22 protein-coding genes and 1 tRNA gene are annotated in these 16,608 nt (G+C 64.6%); 18 read left to right on the top strand and 5 right to left on the bottom strand.

Annotated elements, in window-relative coordinates:
* Positions 1-45 precede the first annotated feature (45 nt).
* The 11 genes from BO226_RS04935 to BO226_RS04885 all read left to right on the top strand — a co-directional run bounded on the left by BO226_RS04935 (position 46) and on the right by BO226_RS04885 (position 8,113).
* Positions 46-252 carry a hypothetical protein gene (locus BO226_RS04935; RefSeq protein WP_071934736.1) on the top strand — a complete coding sequence of 69 codons (207 nt, stop codon included), beginning with the start codon at positions 46-48 and terminating at the stop codon, positions 250-252.
* Positions 249-488, top strand: coding sequence for a hypothetical protein (locus tag BO226_RS04930; RefSeq protein WP_071934735.1), 240 nt, complete (start codon positions 249-251; stop codon positions 486-488). Before BO226_RS04935 ends, BO226_RS04930 begins: the two co-directional genes overlap by 4 nt.
* Positions 481-798: a hypothetical protein gene (locus tag BO226_RS04925; protein WP_083543581.1), complete on the top strand. Its 318-nt coding sequence runs from the start codon at positions 481-483 to the stop codon at positions 796-798. Before BO226_RS04930 ends, BO226_RS04925 begins: the two co-directional genes overlap by 8 nt.
* An 18-nt stretch (positions 799-816) precedes the next feature.
* Positions 817-1,866 (top strand): AAA family ATPase, encoded by a 1,050-nt coding sequence (locus BO226_RS04920; protein WP_071934734.1) that lies wholly within the window; start codon positions 817-819, stop codon positions 1,864-1,866.
* Between the two features lie 78 nt (positions 1,867-1,944).
* Positions 1,945-2,307 (top strand): hypothetical protein, encoded by a 363-nt coding sequence (locus BO226_RS04915; RefSeq protein WP_071934733.1) that lies wholly within the window; start codon positions 1,945-1,947, stop codon positions 2,305-2,307.
* Positions 2,304-2,747, top strand: a complete 444-nt coding sequence (locus BO226_RS04910) for a hypothetical protein (RefSeq protein ID WP_071934732.1) — start codon at positions 2,304-2,306, stop codon at positions 2,745-2,747. The genes BO226_RS04915 and BO226_RS04910 overlap by 4 nt, the downstream gene beginning before the upstream one ends.
* An 8-nt stretch (positions 2,748-2,755) precedes the next feature.
* Complete coding sequence (locus BO226_RS04905) at positions 2,756-3,220, top strand: hypothetical protein (RefSeq protein ID WP_071934731.1); 465 nt, start codon at positions 2,756-2,758, stop codon at positions 3,218-3,220.
* A 120-nt stretch (positions 3,221-3,340) separates the two neighbouring features.
* Positions 3,341-4,780, top strand: coding sequence for an IS1380 family transposase (locus BO226_RS04900; RefSeq protein WP_071934730.1), 1,440 nt, complete (start codon positions 3,341-3,343; stop codon positions 4,778-4,780).
* Positions 4,781-5,257: 477 nt separating this feature from the next.
* Positions 5,258-6,154: a phage major capsid protein gene (locus BO226_RS04895; RefSeq protein WP_071934729.1), complete on the top strand. Its 897-nt coding sequence runs from the start codon at positions 5,258-5,260 to the stop codon at positions 6,152-6,154.
* A gap of 56 nt (positions 6,155-6,210) precedes the next feature.
* Positions 6,211-6,645, top strand: a complete 435-nt coding sequence (locus BO226_RS04890) for a P27 family phage terminase small subunit (RefSeq protein WP_232238058.1) — start codon at positions 6,211-6,213, stop codon at positions 6,643-6,645.
* On the top strand, positions 6,629-8,113 hold the full coding sequence (locus BO226_RS04885) for a terminase large subunit domain-containing protein (RefSeq protein WP_071934728.1): 1,485 nt from the start codon (positions 6,629-6,631) through the stop codon (positions 8,111-8,113). The genes BO226_RS04890 and BO226_RS04885 overlap by 17 nt, the downstream gene beginning before the upstream one ends.
* Positions 8,114-8,643: 530 nt before the next feature.
* Here BO226_RS04885 and BO226_RS04880 read toward each other — a convergent pair.
* The gene (locus BO226_RS04880) at positions 8,644-9,789 is read right to left on the bottom strand and encodes a lipase family protein (RefSeq protein WP_071936356.1); all 1,146 of its coding nucleotides are present in this window, start codon (positions 9,787-9,789) and stop codon (positions 8,644-8,646) included.
* 17 nt (positions 9,790-9,806) lie between these two features.
* Positions 9,807-11,027 carry a L,D-transpeptidase gene (locus BO226_RS04875; RefSeq protein WP_197539115.1) on the bottom strand — a complete coding sequence of 407 codons (1,221 nt, stop codon included), beginning with the start codon at positions 11,025-11,027 and terminating at the stop codon, positions 9,807-9,809.
* A 257-nt stretch (positions 11,028-11,284) separates the two neighbouring features.
* Here BO226_RS04875 and BO226_RS04870 point away from each other — a divergent pair.
* A tRNA-Lys gene (locus tag BO226_RS04870) sits at positions 11,285-11,357 on the top strand.
* A 102-nt stretch (positions 11,358-11,459) separates the two neighbouring features.
* Here the strand turns inward: BO226_RS04870 and BO226_RS04865 are convergent.
* The 3 genes from BO226_RS04865 to BO226_RS27600 are packed head-to-tail and all read right to left on the bottom strand — an operon-like array spanning position 11,460 to position 13,637.
* Complete coding sequence (locus BO226_RS04865; protein WP_071934727.1) at positions 11,460-11,732, bottom strand: hypothetical protein; 273 nt, start codon at positions 11,730-11,732, stop codon at positions 11,460-11,462.
* Positions 11,729-12,955 (bottom strand): tyrosine-type recombinase/integrase, encoded by a 1,227-nt coding sequence (locus tag BO226_RS04860; RefSeq protein ID WP_071934726.1) that lies wholly within the window; start codon positions 12,953-12,955, stop codon positions 11,729-11,731. Before BO226_RS04860 ends, BO226_RS04865 begins: the two co-directional genes overlap by 4 nt.
* Positions 12,948-13,637, bottom strand: coding sequence for a hypothetical protein (locus BO226_RS27600; RefSeq protein WP_198040607.1), 690 nt, complete (start codon positions 13,635-13,637; stop codon positions 12,948-12,950). The genes BO226_RS04860 and BO226_RS27600 overlap by 8 nt, the downstream gene beginning before the upstream one ends.
* A gap of 103 nt (positions 13,638-13,740) precedes the next feature.
* On the opposite strand from BO226_RS27600, the gene BO226_RS04850 reads away from it, so the two are divergent.
* The 6 genes from BO226_RS04850 (at position 13,741) to BO226_RS04830 (ending at position 16,575) form a co-directional block, all read left to right on the top strand.
* Positions 13,741-13,917, top strand: coding sequence for a helix-turn-helix transcriptional regulator (locus BO226_RS04850; protein WP_071934724.1), 177 nt, complete (start codon positions 13,741-13,743; stop codon positions 13,915-13,917).
* On the top strand, positions 13,914-14,390 hold the full coding sequence (locus tag BO226_RS04845; RefSeq protein ID WP_071934723.1) for a hypothetical protein: 477 nt from the start codon (positions 13,914-13,916) through the stop codon (positions 14,388-14,390). Before BO226_RS04850 ends, BO226_RS04845 begins: the two co-directional genes overlap by 4 nt.
* Entirely contained in the window at positions 14,390-14,656 is a 267-nt protein-coding gene (locus BO226_RS04840) for a hypothetical protein (protein ID WP_071934722.1), read from the top strand. The genes BO226_RS04845 and BO226_RS04840 overlap by 1 nt, the downstream gene beginning before the upstream one ends.
* A 103-nt stretch (positions 14,657-14,759) precedes the next feature.
* Entirely contained in the window at positions 14,760-15,779 is a 1,020-nt protein-coding gene (locus BO226_RS26915; RefSeq protein WP_156895118.1) for a helix-turn-helix domain-containing protein, read from the top strand.
* 11 nt (positions 15,780-15,790) lie between these two features.
* Positions 15,791-16,264 (top strand): hypothetical protein, encoded by a 474-nt coding sequence (locus BO226_RS04835; RefSeq protein ID WP_071934721.1) that lies wholly within the window; start codon positions 15,791-15,793, stop codon positions 16,262-16,264.
* Positions 16,265-16,350: 86 nt separating this feature from the next.
* Positions 16,351-16,575: a helix-turn-helix domain-containing protein gene (locus BO226_RS04830; RefSeq protein ID WP_232238057.1), complete on the top strand. Its 225-nt coding sequence runs from the start codon at positions 16,351-16,353 to the stop codon at positions 16,573-16,575.
* Positions 16,576-16,608 lie beyond the last annotated feature (33 nt).

Below are 16,608 nucleotides of genomic sequence, written 5' to 3'. Positions count from 1 at the left end.
CCGCCAGGCCCTCGAGAAGAAACCCACCCTCTAAGGAGATCTCTGATGTACGAGGTTATCAGCCTGATCCTCACACTCGCCATGCTGTGCGTGGCGTCCATCGTCGTCGGCTACGGCATCGGCCTGATCGCGGTCGCCGTCGACGAGCTGCTCGACACCCGGCGCGAGGCGCGCGAGCTCGACCCGGACGAACCGATCCCGTTCACCCTCACCGACGAGTCCGGCACCGACCGACAGGCGGTGCAGCGATGAGCACGCTCGAGAACTTCGCCGAGCACGAGTTCGAGTTCGATACCGGCGTCGGCTACGTGAAGGTCTGGTCGGGCACGCGAGTGTCGTCGAGCGGACACCGGGAGCACGTGGTCGGCGTCGGGGAGACGGACTTCGCCCTGATCGACGCCCCCATGCTCGCCACGGCCCTGCTCACGGTCTACCAGCAGCAGATCGACGCCGAGGGGCTCACTGTGAAGGCGGTGCGCGATGAGTGAGTACGTTCGCCGCAGCCAGTGTGCCGACGCCGGCAACGTGGCAGGTCGCAGGCGATTCCATCGCAGCCCGGTGTCTCGTCGGCTCGCTCGACGCCCCGACATCCTCGGTTGCTCGTGCACCGATCCGTGGTCGCACCGCTGCATCGAGCACCCGAATGAGCACGACATCGACGCCGCGACGGCCGCCGCGGAATGGCTCGACGAGCAGGGCATGAACGCGATCGTCCCCGTCGACGTCGCTCGCCATATCTGGCGTAAGGGCGGGGGGTACCGAGACCTCGCCGTCCGAATCGCACCCCCGCAGAACTAGGAATCGAGGAACTACAGCATGACCACCGACTTCGGCGGGGACGACGAGAACCGCACCTGGCGCGACGAGAACGGAATCATCCACGACAACAACGGTTCTCAGATTGTCGATGGCGCTTGGTTGGATGCCCAGACCTTCCCTGCGTTGCAGTGGGCAATCGAGGGCGTAGTCCCCGAAGGTTTCGGACTCATCGTCGCCCCGCCGAAGGCCGGCAAGTCGTGGATGGTTGCAGGCTTCGGACTCGGCTGCGCAGGTGGCGGATACGCCCTCGGGAAGATCCCCGTCAAGCAACGCCCGGTCCTGTACCTGGCGCTCGAGGACGGACACCGCCGCCTGCAATCCCGGTTCCGCAAGCTCATGGAGGGCCGCCCGATCCCGGCCGGTATCCAGGTCATCATCAAGGCCGAACCCGGCACCGCAATGGGGCAGGTGGCGGCATGGATGGACCGCAACCGCGACGAGGCACCCCTCGTCATGATCGACACGCTCGGACGCATGAAGCCCCCGAAGGCGGCAGGCGAGGAGTCGTACATCTCGGACTACAAATTCGGATCTGCGCTCAAGAGCCTTGCCGACGATGTGCCCGGCTCGACTGTGCTCGTGGTGCACCACACCCGCAAGGCCGAATCCACCGACTTCATCGACGCGGTGTCCGGGACACAGGGCATCGCCGGGGCCGCTGACTTCATCCTCGTGCTGGCCCGTCGCCGGCACTCGGATGAGGCAGTCCTCAGCGTGACGGGTCGCGACGTGATGGAGGCCGAATACGCCCTCGTGATGAATGACGGCCGCTGGACTCTCGACGGCATGGATCTGGTCGACGCAGCCGCGGCGGCCGAGAAGCGCCGCGAGAAGCCCGAGAACATCGGTGACCGCAGCGCCGAGGTGCTGGCCTACGTGGAGGCTCATCCGGCCGGCGTGACCCCCAGCGAGGTCGACAAGGCACTGGGGATGACGGCGTCCAAGGTGTACCTATCCAGGCTGTTCGACGCCGGTCGTATCGAGAAGCCCAAACGAGGCACCTACACCCCTGTTACTTCTGTTCCTTCTGTTACCGATCTCGGATAACCGCAGATCAGCCCTACCAGCAGGAATAGACCGGAAGTAACAGAGGCAACGGAAGTAACACCCACTACAGGAGGAACCATGACCGATCAGACCACCCGTAAGCGCGTCATCGAGCACTGGGAAACCGCCTCGGTGACGGCACTACCGCCCGGATGGGCGAACGCCTACGAGATGACCGGCGAGGACGAGGGCACCACGATGTACGTGCCGTGCCCCGCGCTGCTGCTCCAGGAGCTGCGATCGGTCTCGCGCTGCACCGACCATCTCGACTACAGCGGCAACGTCGGGCACGTGGAAGTGACCGAGGAGGCTCTCGAGCCGCCCTATCAGACCCGCGTCGAACCGGCCGACTTCAGCGACATGGGAGTCAATGCCGCCACCGACACGAGCAACTACCTGTGCACCGTGTACCAGCCCTACATGTTCGCGAGGGCCGAATGAAAACGCGTCGGGCGTGGCGGTTCTTCGTCGCGGAAGGGCCGTCCCTGGTCTCACCGATCGCGGCCGACCGGAGTCCGTGGGCCAAGCGGATGACGAGTCCCCGGTGCGCGCTCGGCTGCGATCCGGTCCCCGGTCCGTGCGGTCACTGCGGATACACCGTGCTCCGCGACCGAGAGTCGTTCATCGAGGTGATCGACCAGCTCGAGCGCAACGGCAATCTCATCGGCCGCACCATCGTCGGGGCGCGAGTGGCCGTGCGGGGCCCGCTCCGCTTCCGGCCGCCCCTGTATTGGATCAACCTCAATGCTCCCGAGTACCGGGCCGGTGATCTCGAGCTCGAGCACCTGTACCTGCACGACCGTGACTGGCACGCCGCCGACGATCTCGCCGACCGCTACGGCGTTCCGGTCTCCACTCCCATCGCCCTCGACACCATCTAGGAGGAACCATGTCCGACAGCCAGAACATCACCGATCTGCCCGACTGGGCTCAAAAGCACATCCGCGACCTGCGCGCCGAGGCCGCCGAGAACCGCCAGGCCCTCAAGGATGCGACGACCGAGCGCGACCAGCTCCGCACGTCGCTGCACGAGAAGGCCGCGGCCGCCGCCCTCGAGGGGGTGCGCTCGCTCATGGCCGATCCCGAGGACCTCACGCGGTTCGTCGACGCCGCCGAGCTGGTCGGTGACGACGGGGCACCGGACCCGGCGAAGTACGAGGCGAAGGCCAAGGAACTGATCGAGTCCAAGCCCCACCTCGCAGCCCAGCGCGGCCGGAACTTCGGGTCTCCGGTCGGTGGCGCAGGACGGTCCGGCAACGCAGTCGGCGGCGAACGACCGAGGATCGCTGACACCGATGCGCAGATCGCCGCGGGGCAGCAGGACTTCGTGTCGTACGTGCGTGGTAGCTCTTAGCCTGGATGCACCGATCAGGCTGATGTGATGGGCGAGTCGTAACGGCGAAATGCCCTGTCGTAGTGAAAGAATTGAACTTCTCACAGAAACAATTCGGCCACAACGAAGGGCATCTCGTAGATGCAACTCTCTCACACCCGGCCCGTCGCTGCGGCGAGGTTCGACGATCCGAATCTCGTGTCGACCGCTGGGCTGGTTCCGATCATGGGTCTGGCGCAGAACTGCGGCCTGCAGGCTCTCGCCGACGAACACCTCAGCGTTCCCACCGACAAGGGTGCTCACTCCGGCGACAAGATCGGAGCACTCGTCGCGGGAATGGTCGCCGGCGCGGACAGCATCGCCGACATGGCATTACTACGGCACGGGGCGATGGGAACACTCTTCGACCGCCCGTACGCACCGTCGACGCTGGGGTCGTTCCTGCGCACCTTCACCTTCGGGCACGTTCGGCAACTCGACGCCGTTGCCTCCCGGTTCCTGCGCGGACTGGCCACCAGAACTCCGCTGGTGGCCGGGATCGACACCGAACGCGTGCTGGTCGACATCGACGATTCGATCATCGAAGTGCACGGGCACGGCAAACAGGGTTCCGGATACGGCTATTCCGGGGTCCGCGGACTGAACGCGCTGATCACCACGGTCACCACCGACACCGCGGCCCCGGTGATCGTCGGACAGCGTCTGCGCAAAGGGTCCTGCGGATCAGCGCGTGGAGCAGCCCGGATGATCGCCGACACCCTGACCACCGTCGCGCACCTGCACACAGCTACCGCCGGCCCAGGGGCGCGAACCACGGCACAGGCCACGCCCAGACCGCTGGTGCGGGCCGACTCGGCGTTCTACGGATATCCCACCATCGGGGCGGCGCTGCGCGGCGGCGCCGACGTCTCGGTCACCGTGCGCCTGACCTCACCCATCAAGACCGCGATCGCCTCGATCGACGAGGATGCGTGGACTCCGATCGAGTACACCAACGCGATCTACGACCACGACACCGAACGCTGGATCTCGGCTGCCGAGGTCGCGGAGATACCGTTCACCGCGTTCGCCTCGAAGAAGAAGACCCACCGGGTTCCGGGGCGGTTGATCGTACGGCGTATCCCCGACCTGCGGCCGAAGAAGGACCAGGGCCAGGGCGAATTGTTCGACGTCTGGCGGTTTCATGCCTTCTTCACCACCGTCGACGCCACCGATCTCGATGCCGTCGCCGCCGACAAGCTCCACCGCCATCACGCGATCATCGAGCAGGTCCACGCGGACCTGAAGAGCTCCGCGCTCGCTCATTTGCCGTCGTCTCGGTTCACTGCCAATGCTGCGTGGCTGGTCTGCGCGGTGATGGCGTTCAACCTCACCCGCGCCGCGGCTACCGTCACAGGCGATCCGAAGCTGGTCAAGGCCACCACCGGAACTGTCCGGCGGACCATTGTGTCGGTCCCTGCTCGGATCGCGTCGTCGGCGCGCCGGTTGACGTTGCATCTACCCCAACAGTGGCCGTGGGAATCGGGGTGGAACGCCCTGTTCGACACGGTGTTCGGACGAAACCGACCGATTCTCGGCTAACAGACACTCCCTGCCCGCCAACGACTCGAAAGACCAGTGGAACAACCCGACATCGAAGGTCGGAAGATCGTCCATGTCCACACCCTGTCCCAAGTCGTGCAATGGAAGCCACGACGACAGCATCAGACGCTCGGTGCATTGAGGCTTAGTCACTGCGTCAACGTCACCCCTCCGGCACGCGCATGGCCGGCAGGGGAGCGAAGGCGGGAAGGGTTTGGTCCCTGGGCGTCGTTGTAGACATCGAATGCCCGCCTGCGCAGAGAACACCCCCGGTGTCCATGCCGGGGGTGTTCGCCGTTTGCGGTAAAGTGTCACGTGACGGAAGGGCCAGGCGCCCGGCAGTCGCACACTCTCGAGGTCCGGCACCTCACGAGACCCGCTCGAGCGAGACGCTCGCAGGTCGAATCCCCTTGGCGTACAACGCCGTTCACTCGCCGGACTCATCGCGTGTCCGGCCGTCTCTCAGGAGCAATCCTCATGGCACTTTCCACCGCGGGCAACGGCCCGATCCTGTCCCCCGAGCAGGTCGCCGGCATCCTCACGGTGCCGCTGCAAAAGGCGTCGATCTTCCTCTCGCTCGGTGTCCGCATCATCGAATCGCACGGCCCGGTCCGTGTCCCGCTGCTCACCGGCTCGGACGAGCCCTCGTGGCACGGGGAGAACGAGAAGATCGATGAGGTCGAGGTCGACTTCGGCGAGGTGCTTCTTCTCTCGCCGAACATCAAGAGCATCAAGTCCCTGAACCGCTACAGCAACGAGCTGGCCCGGCAGTCCGTGGCCGATGCGATCACCGCGGTGCAGCAGCGCATGGTGGCCGACGTCGCCGGCAAGATCGATACGACGTTCTTCACCGGAGACGGGGCCGTGGTCTCCGGGCAGCGCACCGAGCCGCTCGGACTGCTCAACTACACCGGCGTGCAGGAGATGACCGCCGTCGGCGCGCCCACCATCGACGACCTGCACGACGCCGAGGGTCTGGCGCTCGGTGCCGAGGTGGACCCGGCCGCGCTGGTGTGGGTGATGAACTCCCGCGACTTCGTGAACCTGCGCAAGCTCAAGGACAACGGCGGCCGGTACCTCATTCAGCCGGACGTGACCGAGTCCGGCCGCTACCAGCTGCTCGGACACCGGGTGTTCGTCACCAACCGCCTGCCGGCCGATCTGGGCACCGGCACGAACGAGTCGAACATCGTGCTCATGGACCCGTCGAAGATCGCCGTCGCGCGCGATCTGGCCCCGTCGCTCACGGTCCTGCCCGAGCTGTTCGGTGACTACGACCAGGGCGCGATCCGGGTGGTGTGCCGCTACGACGCCGCACCGCTCAACCCCGAGGCCGTGGTGATCCTGCGCGGCGTGACCGCACCGGGGGCGTGATCGTGGCGGGCCGCCCGAAGACGCGCGCCCGCAAAGCTGCGGAGGGGGCCGGCATCGTGTCGGTCCCCTCCGTGGACTCGTGGCAGCGTCCCCCGTTCGAGAAGGAGAACACCCTCTCCCTGCAACACGGTGCGCACTCCCCGCGCACGGTCGAGCCGATCGCACAGCAGTGGGTCGACATCGCCCGCGAGCAAGCCCCGTATCTGCGCGATCCCTCCTACGAACCGGCACTACTGGCATGGGCCCGGTTCGAGGCCAAGTGCGACCTGCTGCACGCATGGATCGACGAACACGGCATGTTCACCGACGACGGCAACCCAGTCCCCGCAGCGAAGATCCTCGACCGCTACGAGGGCCGCGCCGCCTCACTGCGTGCCACCCTCGGCATGGACCCCGTATCGCGCGCCAAGCTCCAAAAGGATGCTGCTGCAACGAAACTCGACCTTGCCGCCCTCATGGCCCAGGAGACCCACGATGACCGCAACGATTGACCGATCCCTCATCCGGGCCGCCCGCGACGACATCGATGTGTTCGCCCGCGAGATCGCCCGCGCACCCTTGTGGCCCCACCAGCTCGAGCTGGCCCGCTCGTCCGCGAAGATCCGGGCGGTGTGCTCGGGACGGCAGGCCGGCAAGTCCCGCACCCTCGCCGTGCTGGCGCTGCACGAGGCATTCTCCCGGCCCGGATCCCGCACCCTCGTCCTCTCGGCAGGTGAAGAGGCCGCCAAGCTCGTGCTGGCCTCGATTGCCGAGCTGCTCTCCTCCCCGCTGCTCGCCGGGGCCGCCGTCGAAGAGAACAAGTCCCGCATTCTGCTTTCGACCGGCTCGGAGATCGTCTCCGTCCCGGCGTCGACCCGGCAGGTCCGTGGCCGCTCCATCGACCTGCTGATCCTCGACGAGGCGAACTTCATGGACGAGGCACTGTGGACCGCCGCGAAGTTCACAGTCATCGCCCGGCCCGGCAGCCGCATCGTCATGGCCTCGTCTCCGTGGACCACCGACCACTTCTTCCACCGGCAGTGGCAGACCGGACGCCTCGACCCGAGCGACCGCGCCGAGTCCTTCCACTGGCCCTCGACCGCCTCCCCGCTCGTCGACGCCGAGCTGCTCGAGGACTTCCGCAAGACCATGACCGCCCGGGAGTACGCCCGCGAGGTGGATGCCGAGTGGATCGACGACGCCGGTTCCTACTTCACCGCGGCCGAGCTCGACGACAACACCGCCGACTACGCCCTCCTCCCGCCCGACAAGGCGCACGGGCAGACCGCGGTGGCCGGCGTCGACTGGGGATTCAACGACTCCAACGCCCTCGTGCTGCTCGGTGTCCTCGACGACAGGGAGCTGAACCGGGGCCGGTTCCAGAACGATCTGGTGTACTTCCTGCCCTGGCTCGAGCATCACAGCAAGATGCCCTACTCCACCTTCATCGACCGCATTGCCACCGTGGCCCGGGGGTACGACCTCGTGCGGGTGATCTCCGAGACCAACGGCGTCGGGCAGATGCCCACCCAGGTGCTGCGCAACACCATCGACAAGCAGGAATGGACCTCGAGCCGCCGACGCACCCAGGTCACTGCGGTCACCACGGACAACCGCCGCAAGACCAGCGGATACGGGGCGCTCAAGGTGCTACTGCAACAGGGCCGCATCGTGCTCCCTCGTCATCCCGAGCTGCTCAAGCAGCTGCACTCGCTCACCTACGAGATGACACCCACCGGTGCCGTGCGCATCGAGGTCCCCGAGCACGCCGGACACGACGACCTCGCAGACGCGCTCATGCAGGTCATGGCCGCCACCGAGTCCGGCATCCAGTCCTGGCGGCCGGACGACCCAAGGCCCCGTCGGTGCGAGGTGCTCACCACCACGGCCGGCACACACATCCCCTCCGAGCCTCGGTGTTGGGATCTGCCCTATGCCCTCATGCGGGTGCGGGGGATGGACAAGGGAGACGGCTGGTGATCATCTTGCCGGCGCCGACAACATGATCCCCACCTGCCAGGTTGCCGGCGTCGACAAGCTGGACGATCTGCGGTTCCCGGTTCCGGACCCCCTATGCGGGAACCGGGAACCGCCGGAACTTTCGGGGATCGGCAAAGGTTTGAGCGGTCCTCGGGCAACCTCGCAAACGCCAGGTTCGGGGATCGACGAATGTGGAGAAGAACAGGGGAAGGAAGAGCCGCAGCCCGTCCGTCCCCTCGACCTCGCGAGGCTGTCAGATCCCCGCACACACGCGAGCCATGCAACACGTCATGCAATACCGCTGTTGCATGGTTGTGTATCTAGATGCGTGTTGATGTGAAATTGAGAGACCATCGATGCAGGTAAAGGGTGGTTTCCTGCATCGGGATGACTCGCACTGTTTCCCCAGGAACGGGAGTTCGAGTCCCGTCACTCACCCCGAAGAGAACCCCCGATCGGATTTCCGATCGGGGGTTTTCTCGTTCCCGGAAGAATCCTCACGCACAGCGGTTCCTCACGCGCAGGCCGGTCTATTCGAACGAGCGCGTCACGAAAGCGTCGACGTCGGCCCGGGAGCGCTCCACCGTCGTGTAGTGCCCGGCCATATAGACGCGGTAGTCGACGTCCGCCCCTGCGACCTTCATATCGGCGGCGAGCGCCGCGGACAGCGGCAACGGGACCATCACGTCGTGGATGCCGTGCGCGAGGAAGACCGGCCGGTCGTAGCCGTCCACCGGGGCGGCGAGATAATCGGCCAGCAGCGACGGCATCGGACCCTCGGCCAGCGGGCGCGCGAGCAGATCCCCGACCGGGATGTCGCGCACCGACTCCTCGAGATCGTCGTAGCAGAGCTCTTCGGCGCGATCGACGACCTCACGGCCGATCGGGGTCAGGTAGCTCTCGACGTCGGCCTCGGGGTAGGCGTCGCGCAGCCCAGCGAAGATGTACCCGCTGAAGCTGACGAGGCCCCACAGTCCAGGATCGGGGAAGCCCGGGACGCCGATCGTGAAGGCCCGTTCGAGGTTCGCCGGAGCACCCGTCGCGACCGTTCCGCGGAAGTCGAGTTCGGGAGCGCGGGAGGTCGCGATCGCAGCGGTGTGCAGCGCCGCGTGTCCTCCCTGCGACTGCCCCATCACGATCCAGCGCTCCGACAGCGGCGCCCCACCGTCGCGGGCGGCCCGGACGATGTCGACGATGCTGTTCGCGGCGCTGGGGCCGTCGAGATAACGGTGGAGACCCTCGGAGCCCAGACCCGGGAAGTCGGCCGAGACGACCGCGTACCCGGAATCGAGCCAGTGGTGCAGATAGGTCCGCTCGAGATCGGAACGCGGCGTGCGGGTCGTGAGCGCGCAGTCGTCGCCCACACCGGTCGTGCCGTGTGCCCACGCGATGACGGGCCAGCCACCCTCGGGGGCATCCCGCCCGGGCAGGAACAACGCGCCCGTGGCGACGGTCGGCTCCCCCGACCGCCACTCGGTGGCGTACTCGAGCTTGATGGCCGTCGCGGCACCGGGCACCGACAGTTCGTCGGGCAGCGGCTGTTGCGAGACCACCGAACCCGGTGCCGGAGCGGTCGACGACGCGACCGGCGAGGCCGCCGCCCCTGCCGGTGTCAGCGCCGCGAGCAGCACGGCACCGCAGAAGGCAGCGCTCCACCATCTCCCCCGAACGGCCATCGATCCCCCTTCACCCGTCACGCCGCAGCGTTGCCGGCTTTCCATGTCGACCACGGGATGTTCCAGTCACCGAGTCCGTCCGTTCCGGGGAGAGTGCCGCCCACGGTGTTGCGGACCACGACGATGTCGCCGCGCTTGGTGTTGTCGAAGATCCACTTGGCGTTGGCGGGGCTGAGGTTCAGGCAGCCGTGACTGACGTTGCGCACACCCTGGTCGCCGAGCGACCACGGGGCGGAGTGGAAGAAGATGCCGCTGTAGGACATCCGCGTCGCCCACTCGACCGGCGTGCGGTAACCCTGCGCCGAGTCGGAGGGGACGCCGTAGGTGGACGAGTCCATGATCATGGACTCGAACCGGTCGCCGATGATGTAGACGCCGTTGGGCGTGGGCGTGGAGTCCTTGCCGAAGGAGGTCGGCATCGTGATGACGTCGACGCCGTTGCGCGTGACAGTGACCTGCTTGGTCGCGTCGTCCGCCGTGATGACCACCGCATCGCCGATGGTGAAGGACGAGTGGACATCGGACTGACCGAAGAGGCCGTCGCCGAGATCCTTGCCGTAGACGTTCACATCGACGGTGATGGCGGTGCCGGGCACCCAGTAGTTCTCCGGCCGCCACCGCACCTCGCGGTTGTTGACCCAGTAGAAGGCGCCCTCGACGGGCGGGTTCGTGGTGACGGTGATGGCCGCCTCGGCCGCGAGCCGATCCGGGATGTTCTCGTCGAACTGCACGGCGATCGGCTGGCCGATACCCACGATCGAACCCTCACCGGGCAACACGTAGGGCTGGGTGAGATTGGCCGGCGACGAGGTGGTGAAGGCCGCCGTCGACGTGGTCGCGCCGCCGAGTCCGTACGCGACGGTCTCGAGCGTGTAGGAGCGGTTGTAGCCGAGCGGTGCGGTGTTCACCCAGGTGAGTCCGTCGTCGGCGAGTTCGCCCTGCACCGGCTCCCCTGCAGGGTTGAGCAGGGTCACCGAGTCGAGCTTGCCGTTGACCACCGAGACCGTCACCGGGTCGATCGGCGAGAAGCCGACCGATCCGTCGGCGACACTCGACGACACCGTCGGCTTGATCAGCGCCGCCACGGGATTGGAATCGATGGGCACTTCTTCGGCGCCCGTTCCCGAACCGCCGGCGCATCCCGTGACGAACGCAACAACGCCGACGACGACCACTCCGAGGATTCCCCGTACCCGACGACCCCGGGGGTTCCCCGCACTCGACTCCGTCACTTCCATACTCCGATCCCGCCTCCCCCAAGGCACCGAAAACGCACGTCACAACACCGAACACGATGATGCCAGCTTCTCTTGCGGCCGACCCGACGCGACTCCCCCGTACGTCGGTAACGTTCGAATGACAATCGCTCCGACCGTCCGATCCGTTACCTCCACAACCTTACAGAAACATTCTGACCAGCCGATTTGGCGCGTCGCGCGACGGTGTGTAATGTTCTTCTCGTTGCTGGGACGGCATCCCGGGAACACATCGTCAAGCGCCATTAGCTCAATTGGCAGAGCAGCTGACTCTTAATCAGCGGGTTCGGGGTTCGAGTCCCTGATGGCGCACAACAGAAAGCCCCTCACCAGCAGAGATGCCGGGAGGGGCTTTCTTGTCGTTTGGATCTAGGGTCGACGTGACACGGATATGACACGGATTGCCCCGTGGAGCTACCTCAAATCGTGGGGATACTCGTTGTCCTTCGCACGTGCGACATGCCACAGCATCCGGGCCAGGTTCCGAGCCGACGAGGGCTTCATGGTGAAGACGGCCCGTGGTGCGTCCCCCATTGTGAGGGCGACGTCACGCTGATCTCCGGTCTCCGAACTCATCGCACCCAGACGCAAACCGTCCACCGTCTCGGGATGGTCCTGCGCCTCCATGACCTGCTCGTCGAACACCGCGTCCATCGGCACGTCGTCCATGTCGTACTTCTTGCTCACTGCCGGCCTCCTAGCCTGTTGAGCACCGCTGTCAGATCGGGTGCTTCCTCTGCCTTCGCGATGTAATGCTTCTCCGTTACCGCCGTGCCACTATGCCCAAGCTGAGCTGCAGCTTCCTTGCTGCCGTACTCCCGATCCACCAGGGTCGCGACAGTCCGACGGAACGAGTGCGGGGTCACCCACGCCCACTCCTGGCCCCGGGCATCCCGCCACTGCCGACGCAGGTTGTGGGGGTCCCGAAGCGTCCCCCGATCAGAGGGGAAGATCACATCGTGTTCGTTGGGGGTGGCGTTCATCTTCAGGCGCATGAGCGTGTCGACCGCGAACTTCGGCAACAGGACGATGCGAGGCTTCTTGCTCTTCGGGAACTCCTGGCGCTTCAGGCCCTGCCCATCCACCCGGACCACGGTGCCGGCGATGGTGGCGCGGGGCGGGCTCGCTGCAAGGTCAACATCCGCCCAGCGGAGGGCGAGAACTTCACCGATGCGGGCACCCGTGGCGAGGAGGACATCCACGACGTCGAGAAGTTGCTGGTTGCGTTGCTGGCCTCCCTTCTGCCTAGGCTTCTTGTCCTCGGGCATCTGGGCACCGGTCATCCACAGTCGGACTCGGGAACGGAGCGCTTGGAGTTCGTCGAGGGTGAGGGCACGAGGGTCGGCTTTGCCGCGCCGGATGCTGGCGGTTTCCCTCACCGGGTTGGTGGCGATGGCGTCGTGGCGGGCGGCCATGCCGAGCATCCCGGAAAGGATGGCTTTGATCCTGCGGGCTTTGCTGGGGTGGTTGGTGGCGATGCCTTTGAGGAATCGGTCGATACGGCTGGTGGTGGCTTCGCGGACTCGTAGGTTCCCGATGCCGTCGATGATTGTGATGGTGTCGGTGCCGGTGGTGGCGGGGCCGATCTCATCGCGGTATGCCTGGATGGTTTGGATGCTGACTCGGTTTTCGATGGTGAGTTCGTCGATCCAGAGTTTGGCGAGTTCGTGGAGTCGGGTGTCGGGTGTGATGTCGCCGGCGTTTTGGGTGGTGCGGTCGGTGATGCTGTTCTTCAGCCGTTGGATGGCGTTGGCTTTGCTGGTGCCGATGGCTTGGATGGTGCGGGTGGTGCCGTCGTGGTCGCGGTAGCGGGCGGATGCGCGCCAGCGTGCTTGTCCGTTGGCGCTGTCTGCGAGTTGTTTGGTGGCGATGTTGCCGTAGTGCCCGATGGGCAGCGGTTGTCTAGGCATCTTCGGGGTCCTTGTCGAAGTGTGCGGCGACACGTGCCGGTAGCGCTGGAGGCGTGAGTCCGAGTTCGCGGATTTGACGGCGGATGGTTCGGATGGATTGTTCGGTCGAGTCAATGGATCTACCCGTTGCTGCGGCGAATTCCTGGGCATCGGCGTTGTCGCGATCTTGAAGCCACCGTTCTCGCTCTGCCTGCTGCCGGCTGTGTTCGGTGAGAAGCCGCTGGTGTTCCTTCGCGAGCCGAATCGGCCGGGTGTTCTGCTGCCATTCGGCTAGCCATTCACCACGCTGGAAGACATCGCGTGCATCCTCGCTGTCCTCGCTGCCCTTGCGCCATGCGAACTTCTGAAGTAGCGCCTTGTCGCCTGCGAGCCATTCCAGGGCGAGTCGTGACTCGATCTGAACTCCCGGGAAGAGTTCGACTTTCTCGCCGGGTATGCCGGGGAACAGCAGCATTGCAGGGGCTGTGTTGAGCGCTCGGGCGAGTATGAGGAGTTCGGCTACCTGAAGGTGGGTTCCTCTGTGCCCGCTGTCGAGCTTGGCGATGACCTGCGCGGAGATCGGGTAGCCGAGTTCAGCCGTTCTGTCGGCTAGCCATTTGGCGGATCGCTTGCCTCGCAACTCTCTGGCTGCGGCTCCTACACGCTGCACCAACTCTTGCGCCCAGTCGTCGTTCGTCGTCATACGAAGAATCCTAGAAGAAAATTGACGGATGCGAAAGCTGTGCTATCTTCGTAGACGGAAGAGGCAAGTCTAAATCTTTCGAAACCAGAAGAAGAGGTGTTGGATGAGCAAGCTACTGAGCTTGAAGGACATGGCCGAAGCACTCGGAATGCCGGTGTCTTCGCTGTACCAGAAGCGCCACAAGGGGGACTTTCCCGTGAGTTACAAGATCGGCGGCGCGGTGCGCGTGAAGGAAGAGGACTTCCTCACCTGGCTTGAGTCCAAGAAGGAGATGGCGTGAGCAAGATGCAGAAGCCGAGCGGTGGCTGCTACTCGTGTGGCGGCCCGGTTCGCACGTGGAAGCCGGAGCATGAATGGACGTGCGCGAAGTGCGTACGCAACATCAAACGCAAGCCGAGGGAGAGCAACGTGGAAAGCCGATGGTTCACTGCGAAGAACGGGGAGATCCTGCCCGTGGTCGACAAGACGTTCACGAGGGAGCTCCTGAACAGCTTTCTCATCAATATGGCGGGCGTGCCTCTACAGGAGGGCGACTGGGAGCGCTCCGTGGAGGCAGCCGCAGAACTGGCGATCGACGGTGTTGGTCTCGATGGATACGCGAAGTCGTTCGGCGTATCGGCTGACGAATTGGTCTTCATCCTTGGGGCGATCATCCACGACCGTTCGCGCAACATCAGCACGTGGACGAGAGCTTTCGGTGAAGTCCTCTGCCTGGTGGGCGCGGCCGATAACGCACGTAGGGCGGTGGCCTGATGTCCAGGTTCGAAATTGGCAATGTCCGGGAAATCGGTGGCGGCTGGGAGCTTTCGTGGCGACCCGTCGAGACGTTTGATGGCGAGGTGGTCGGCGTGCCGATCATCCGACCATGTGGCGGCGATTGGATGGAACTGCCGCCGGAAGCCCTCGACGGCCTCGTTCGGTGGTCCGGGGATGTGCGGCACACCATGCGCGTTGGCGTCGACATCATGAACCGCTACAGCGACCACCGGAGTGGTCAGACGCTAGGCGAATGTGCCTAGCTGACAAAAACACTGGGGACGCGACCATTCGTGGTGGCCGCGTCCCCAGTGTTTACAACTTCACATTTCCAGGAGAACCCTTGCGAAGAACTCCCAGTGGGGCATGGCATTGCCCCTTCATTCGACATTCTATGTCATCGCCTGCGGCGCTTGTCAACTCGGCCAGGTGGTCAGCATGAGCTACCAAGCCGTGAAATGGGCATTGACGCAGGTGCCGCCGGGACTGGTGAGCGTACCTGCACGGGCGGTCCTTGCCGTGTTCGCCGAACGTGCTGACGACCACGGGAAGGCAGCGTATCCGTCGCTTGGGACGGTCGCGTGGAATCTGGGGTGCAGCGAGCGAAACGTGGCGGACCACGTGAAAGCGCTTGTTACTTCAGGCTTGTTAGTGAAGTCGCCAGATCAGTCGCCGGCAGACAAAATTCCGGAGGAGTACCGTCCGGTGGTGTACGACCTGCCACTTCACCGCGTTCGTACGGATGAGAAGCCAGCGCGCCAGAAGCGGGGGCGCAAGCCCAAGCCCGAATTAGACCCGAAGGATTCTTCCGCAGCCGAATTAGACATGAAGGATTCTGCAATTAGCCCTGAAGAATCCCTCCAATTAGACCCGAAGGATTCTTCGTTTAGGCCTGAAGCCGACTTCATACAAACCGTCCCTGAACCACCCGCTGAACCGCCCAGTGAACCACCCACTACATCCGCGCGATCGCACGATGTGGTGGAGGTATGCGACCGCTTCGATGAGTTCTGGTCCACGTATCCCTTGAAGAAGTCCAAGGGCGATGCACGCAAAGCGTGGAGGAAAGCCGTGGAAAAGGTCGGTGCGCAAACTGTCATCGACGGGGCGTTGCGTTTCGCGCAGGACCCGAACCTGCCACGTGGTGAGAATAAGGGGTTCATTCCCTACCCGGCGACGTGGTTGAACGGTGAACGTTGGGAGGACGATCCGCTGCCTCCTCGTCCCTCCTCTACGGCTTCCTCTGGTCGTAAATCGATGACTGAGGATCTGCACCAACTTCAAGCCGGAGCTAATCGCGTCATAGCAGCCGAAATGCGCGGGGCCACCCATACCCCCCAGCTGGCGCTGACAGGCGCTTACGACGCGAATGAGAGGCCATTCTGATGCCTTCCCCGATGAGTATTGAGATCGCCCGCAATGTGCTGATGAAAGCCCGGATGATCGACCCACGACTTCAGGTCGGATCTACGGAGGATGAGGTGGCGGCACGTATCGCAGCGTGGGCGGATGTGTTCGACGGTCAGCCCGTGTGGCCGAGAGAAGCGCTCGAAGCTGTGTCTGACCACTACCGGAAGCGGAACGCTTTCCCGATCATGCCGGGCGACGTAGTGGCTTACTGCGCAGAGCAGCCGCCAGCATCTTCGCCCGAACATCTGTTGTGGATTTTCGAGAAGCACGTACAACATCCGTGGTCCACGACAATCCAAGAATTGGTTGGGCGGGAAATCCCAGAGCTGAACCCCGAGACCTACGAAACCTGGGACAAACAATTCCTGATCCAGAAGCGTCGGGAGTGGCTCACTGCGAACGGGTCCGCGCTGGCTGCTGAAGCCATTGAGAAAGCGGAACGGAAAGCCCTGGAGAGTTGATCTGCCAGGAACCGTAACCCCGCAGGTTGTGGTTGTGCGAATTGTGGCGAAACGAAATGTGTGATATCGTAAGAGGTAGCCGACGTGTGCGCAAAAATCCCTTCGACTTTTCCCAGGTGAAACTCATGTCGGAATACACTCCGCGCAAGTTCGAAACCATCGCACAGGTCGCCCAACGACTCGCGATCACCCCCAACACTGTCCGTCGATACATCGCAGACGGCAAGCTTCGTACCTACGGCATGTCGAGTCGTGCAATCCGACTTGATGCAGCAGAGGTCGACGAAGCGTTTACAAGAACTTCCGCCTGACACGTCGGCCCAACGTAGGCGGAACACCACACG

It is taken from the genome of Rhodococcus sp. 2G, from assembly GCF_001886355.1.
GTDB classification, from domain to species: Bacteria; Actinomycetota; Actinomycetes; order Mycobacteriales; family Mycobacteriaceae; genus Rhodococcus; species Rhodococcus pyridinivorans.
The sequence above is the reverse complement of the archived record's forward strand: the minus strand, read 5'-3'. Positions and strand labels throughout refer to the sequence as shown.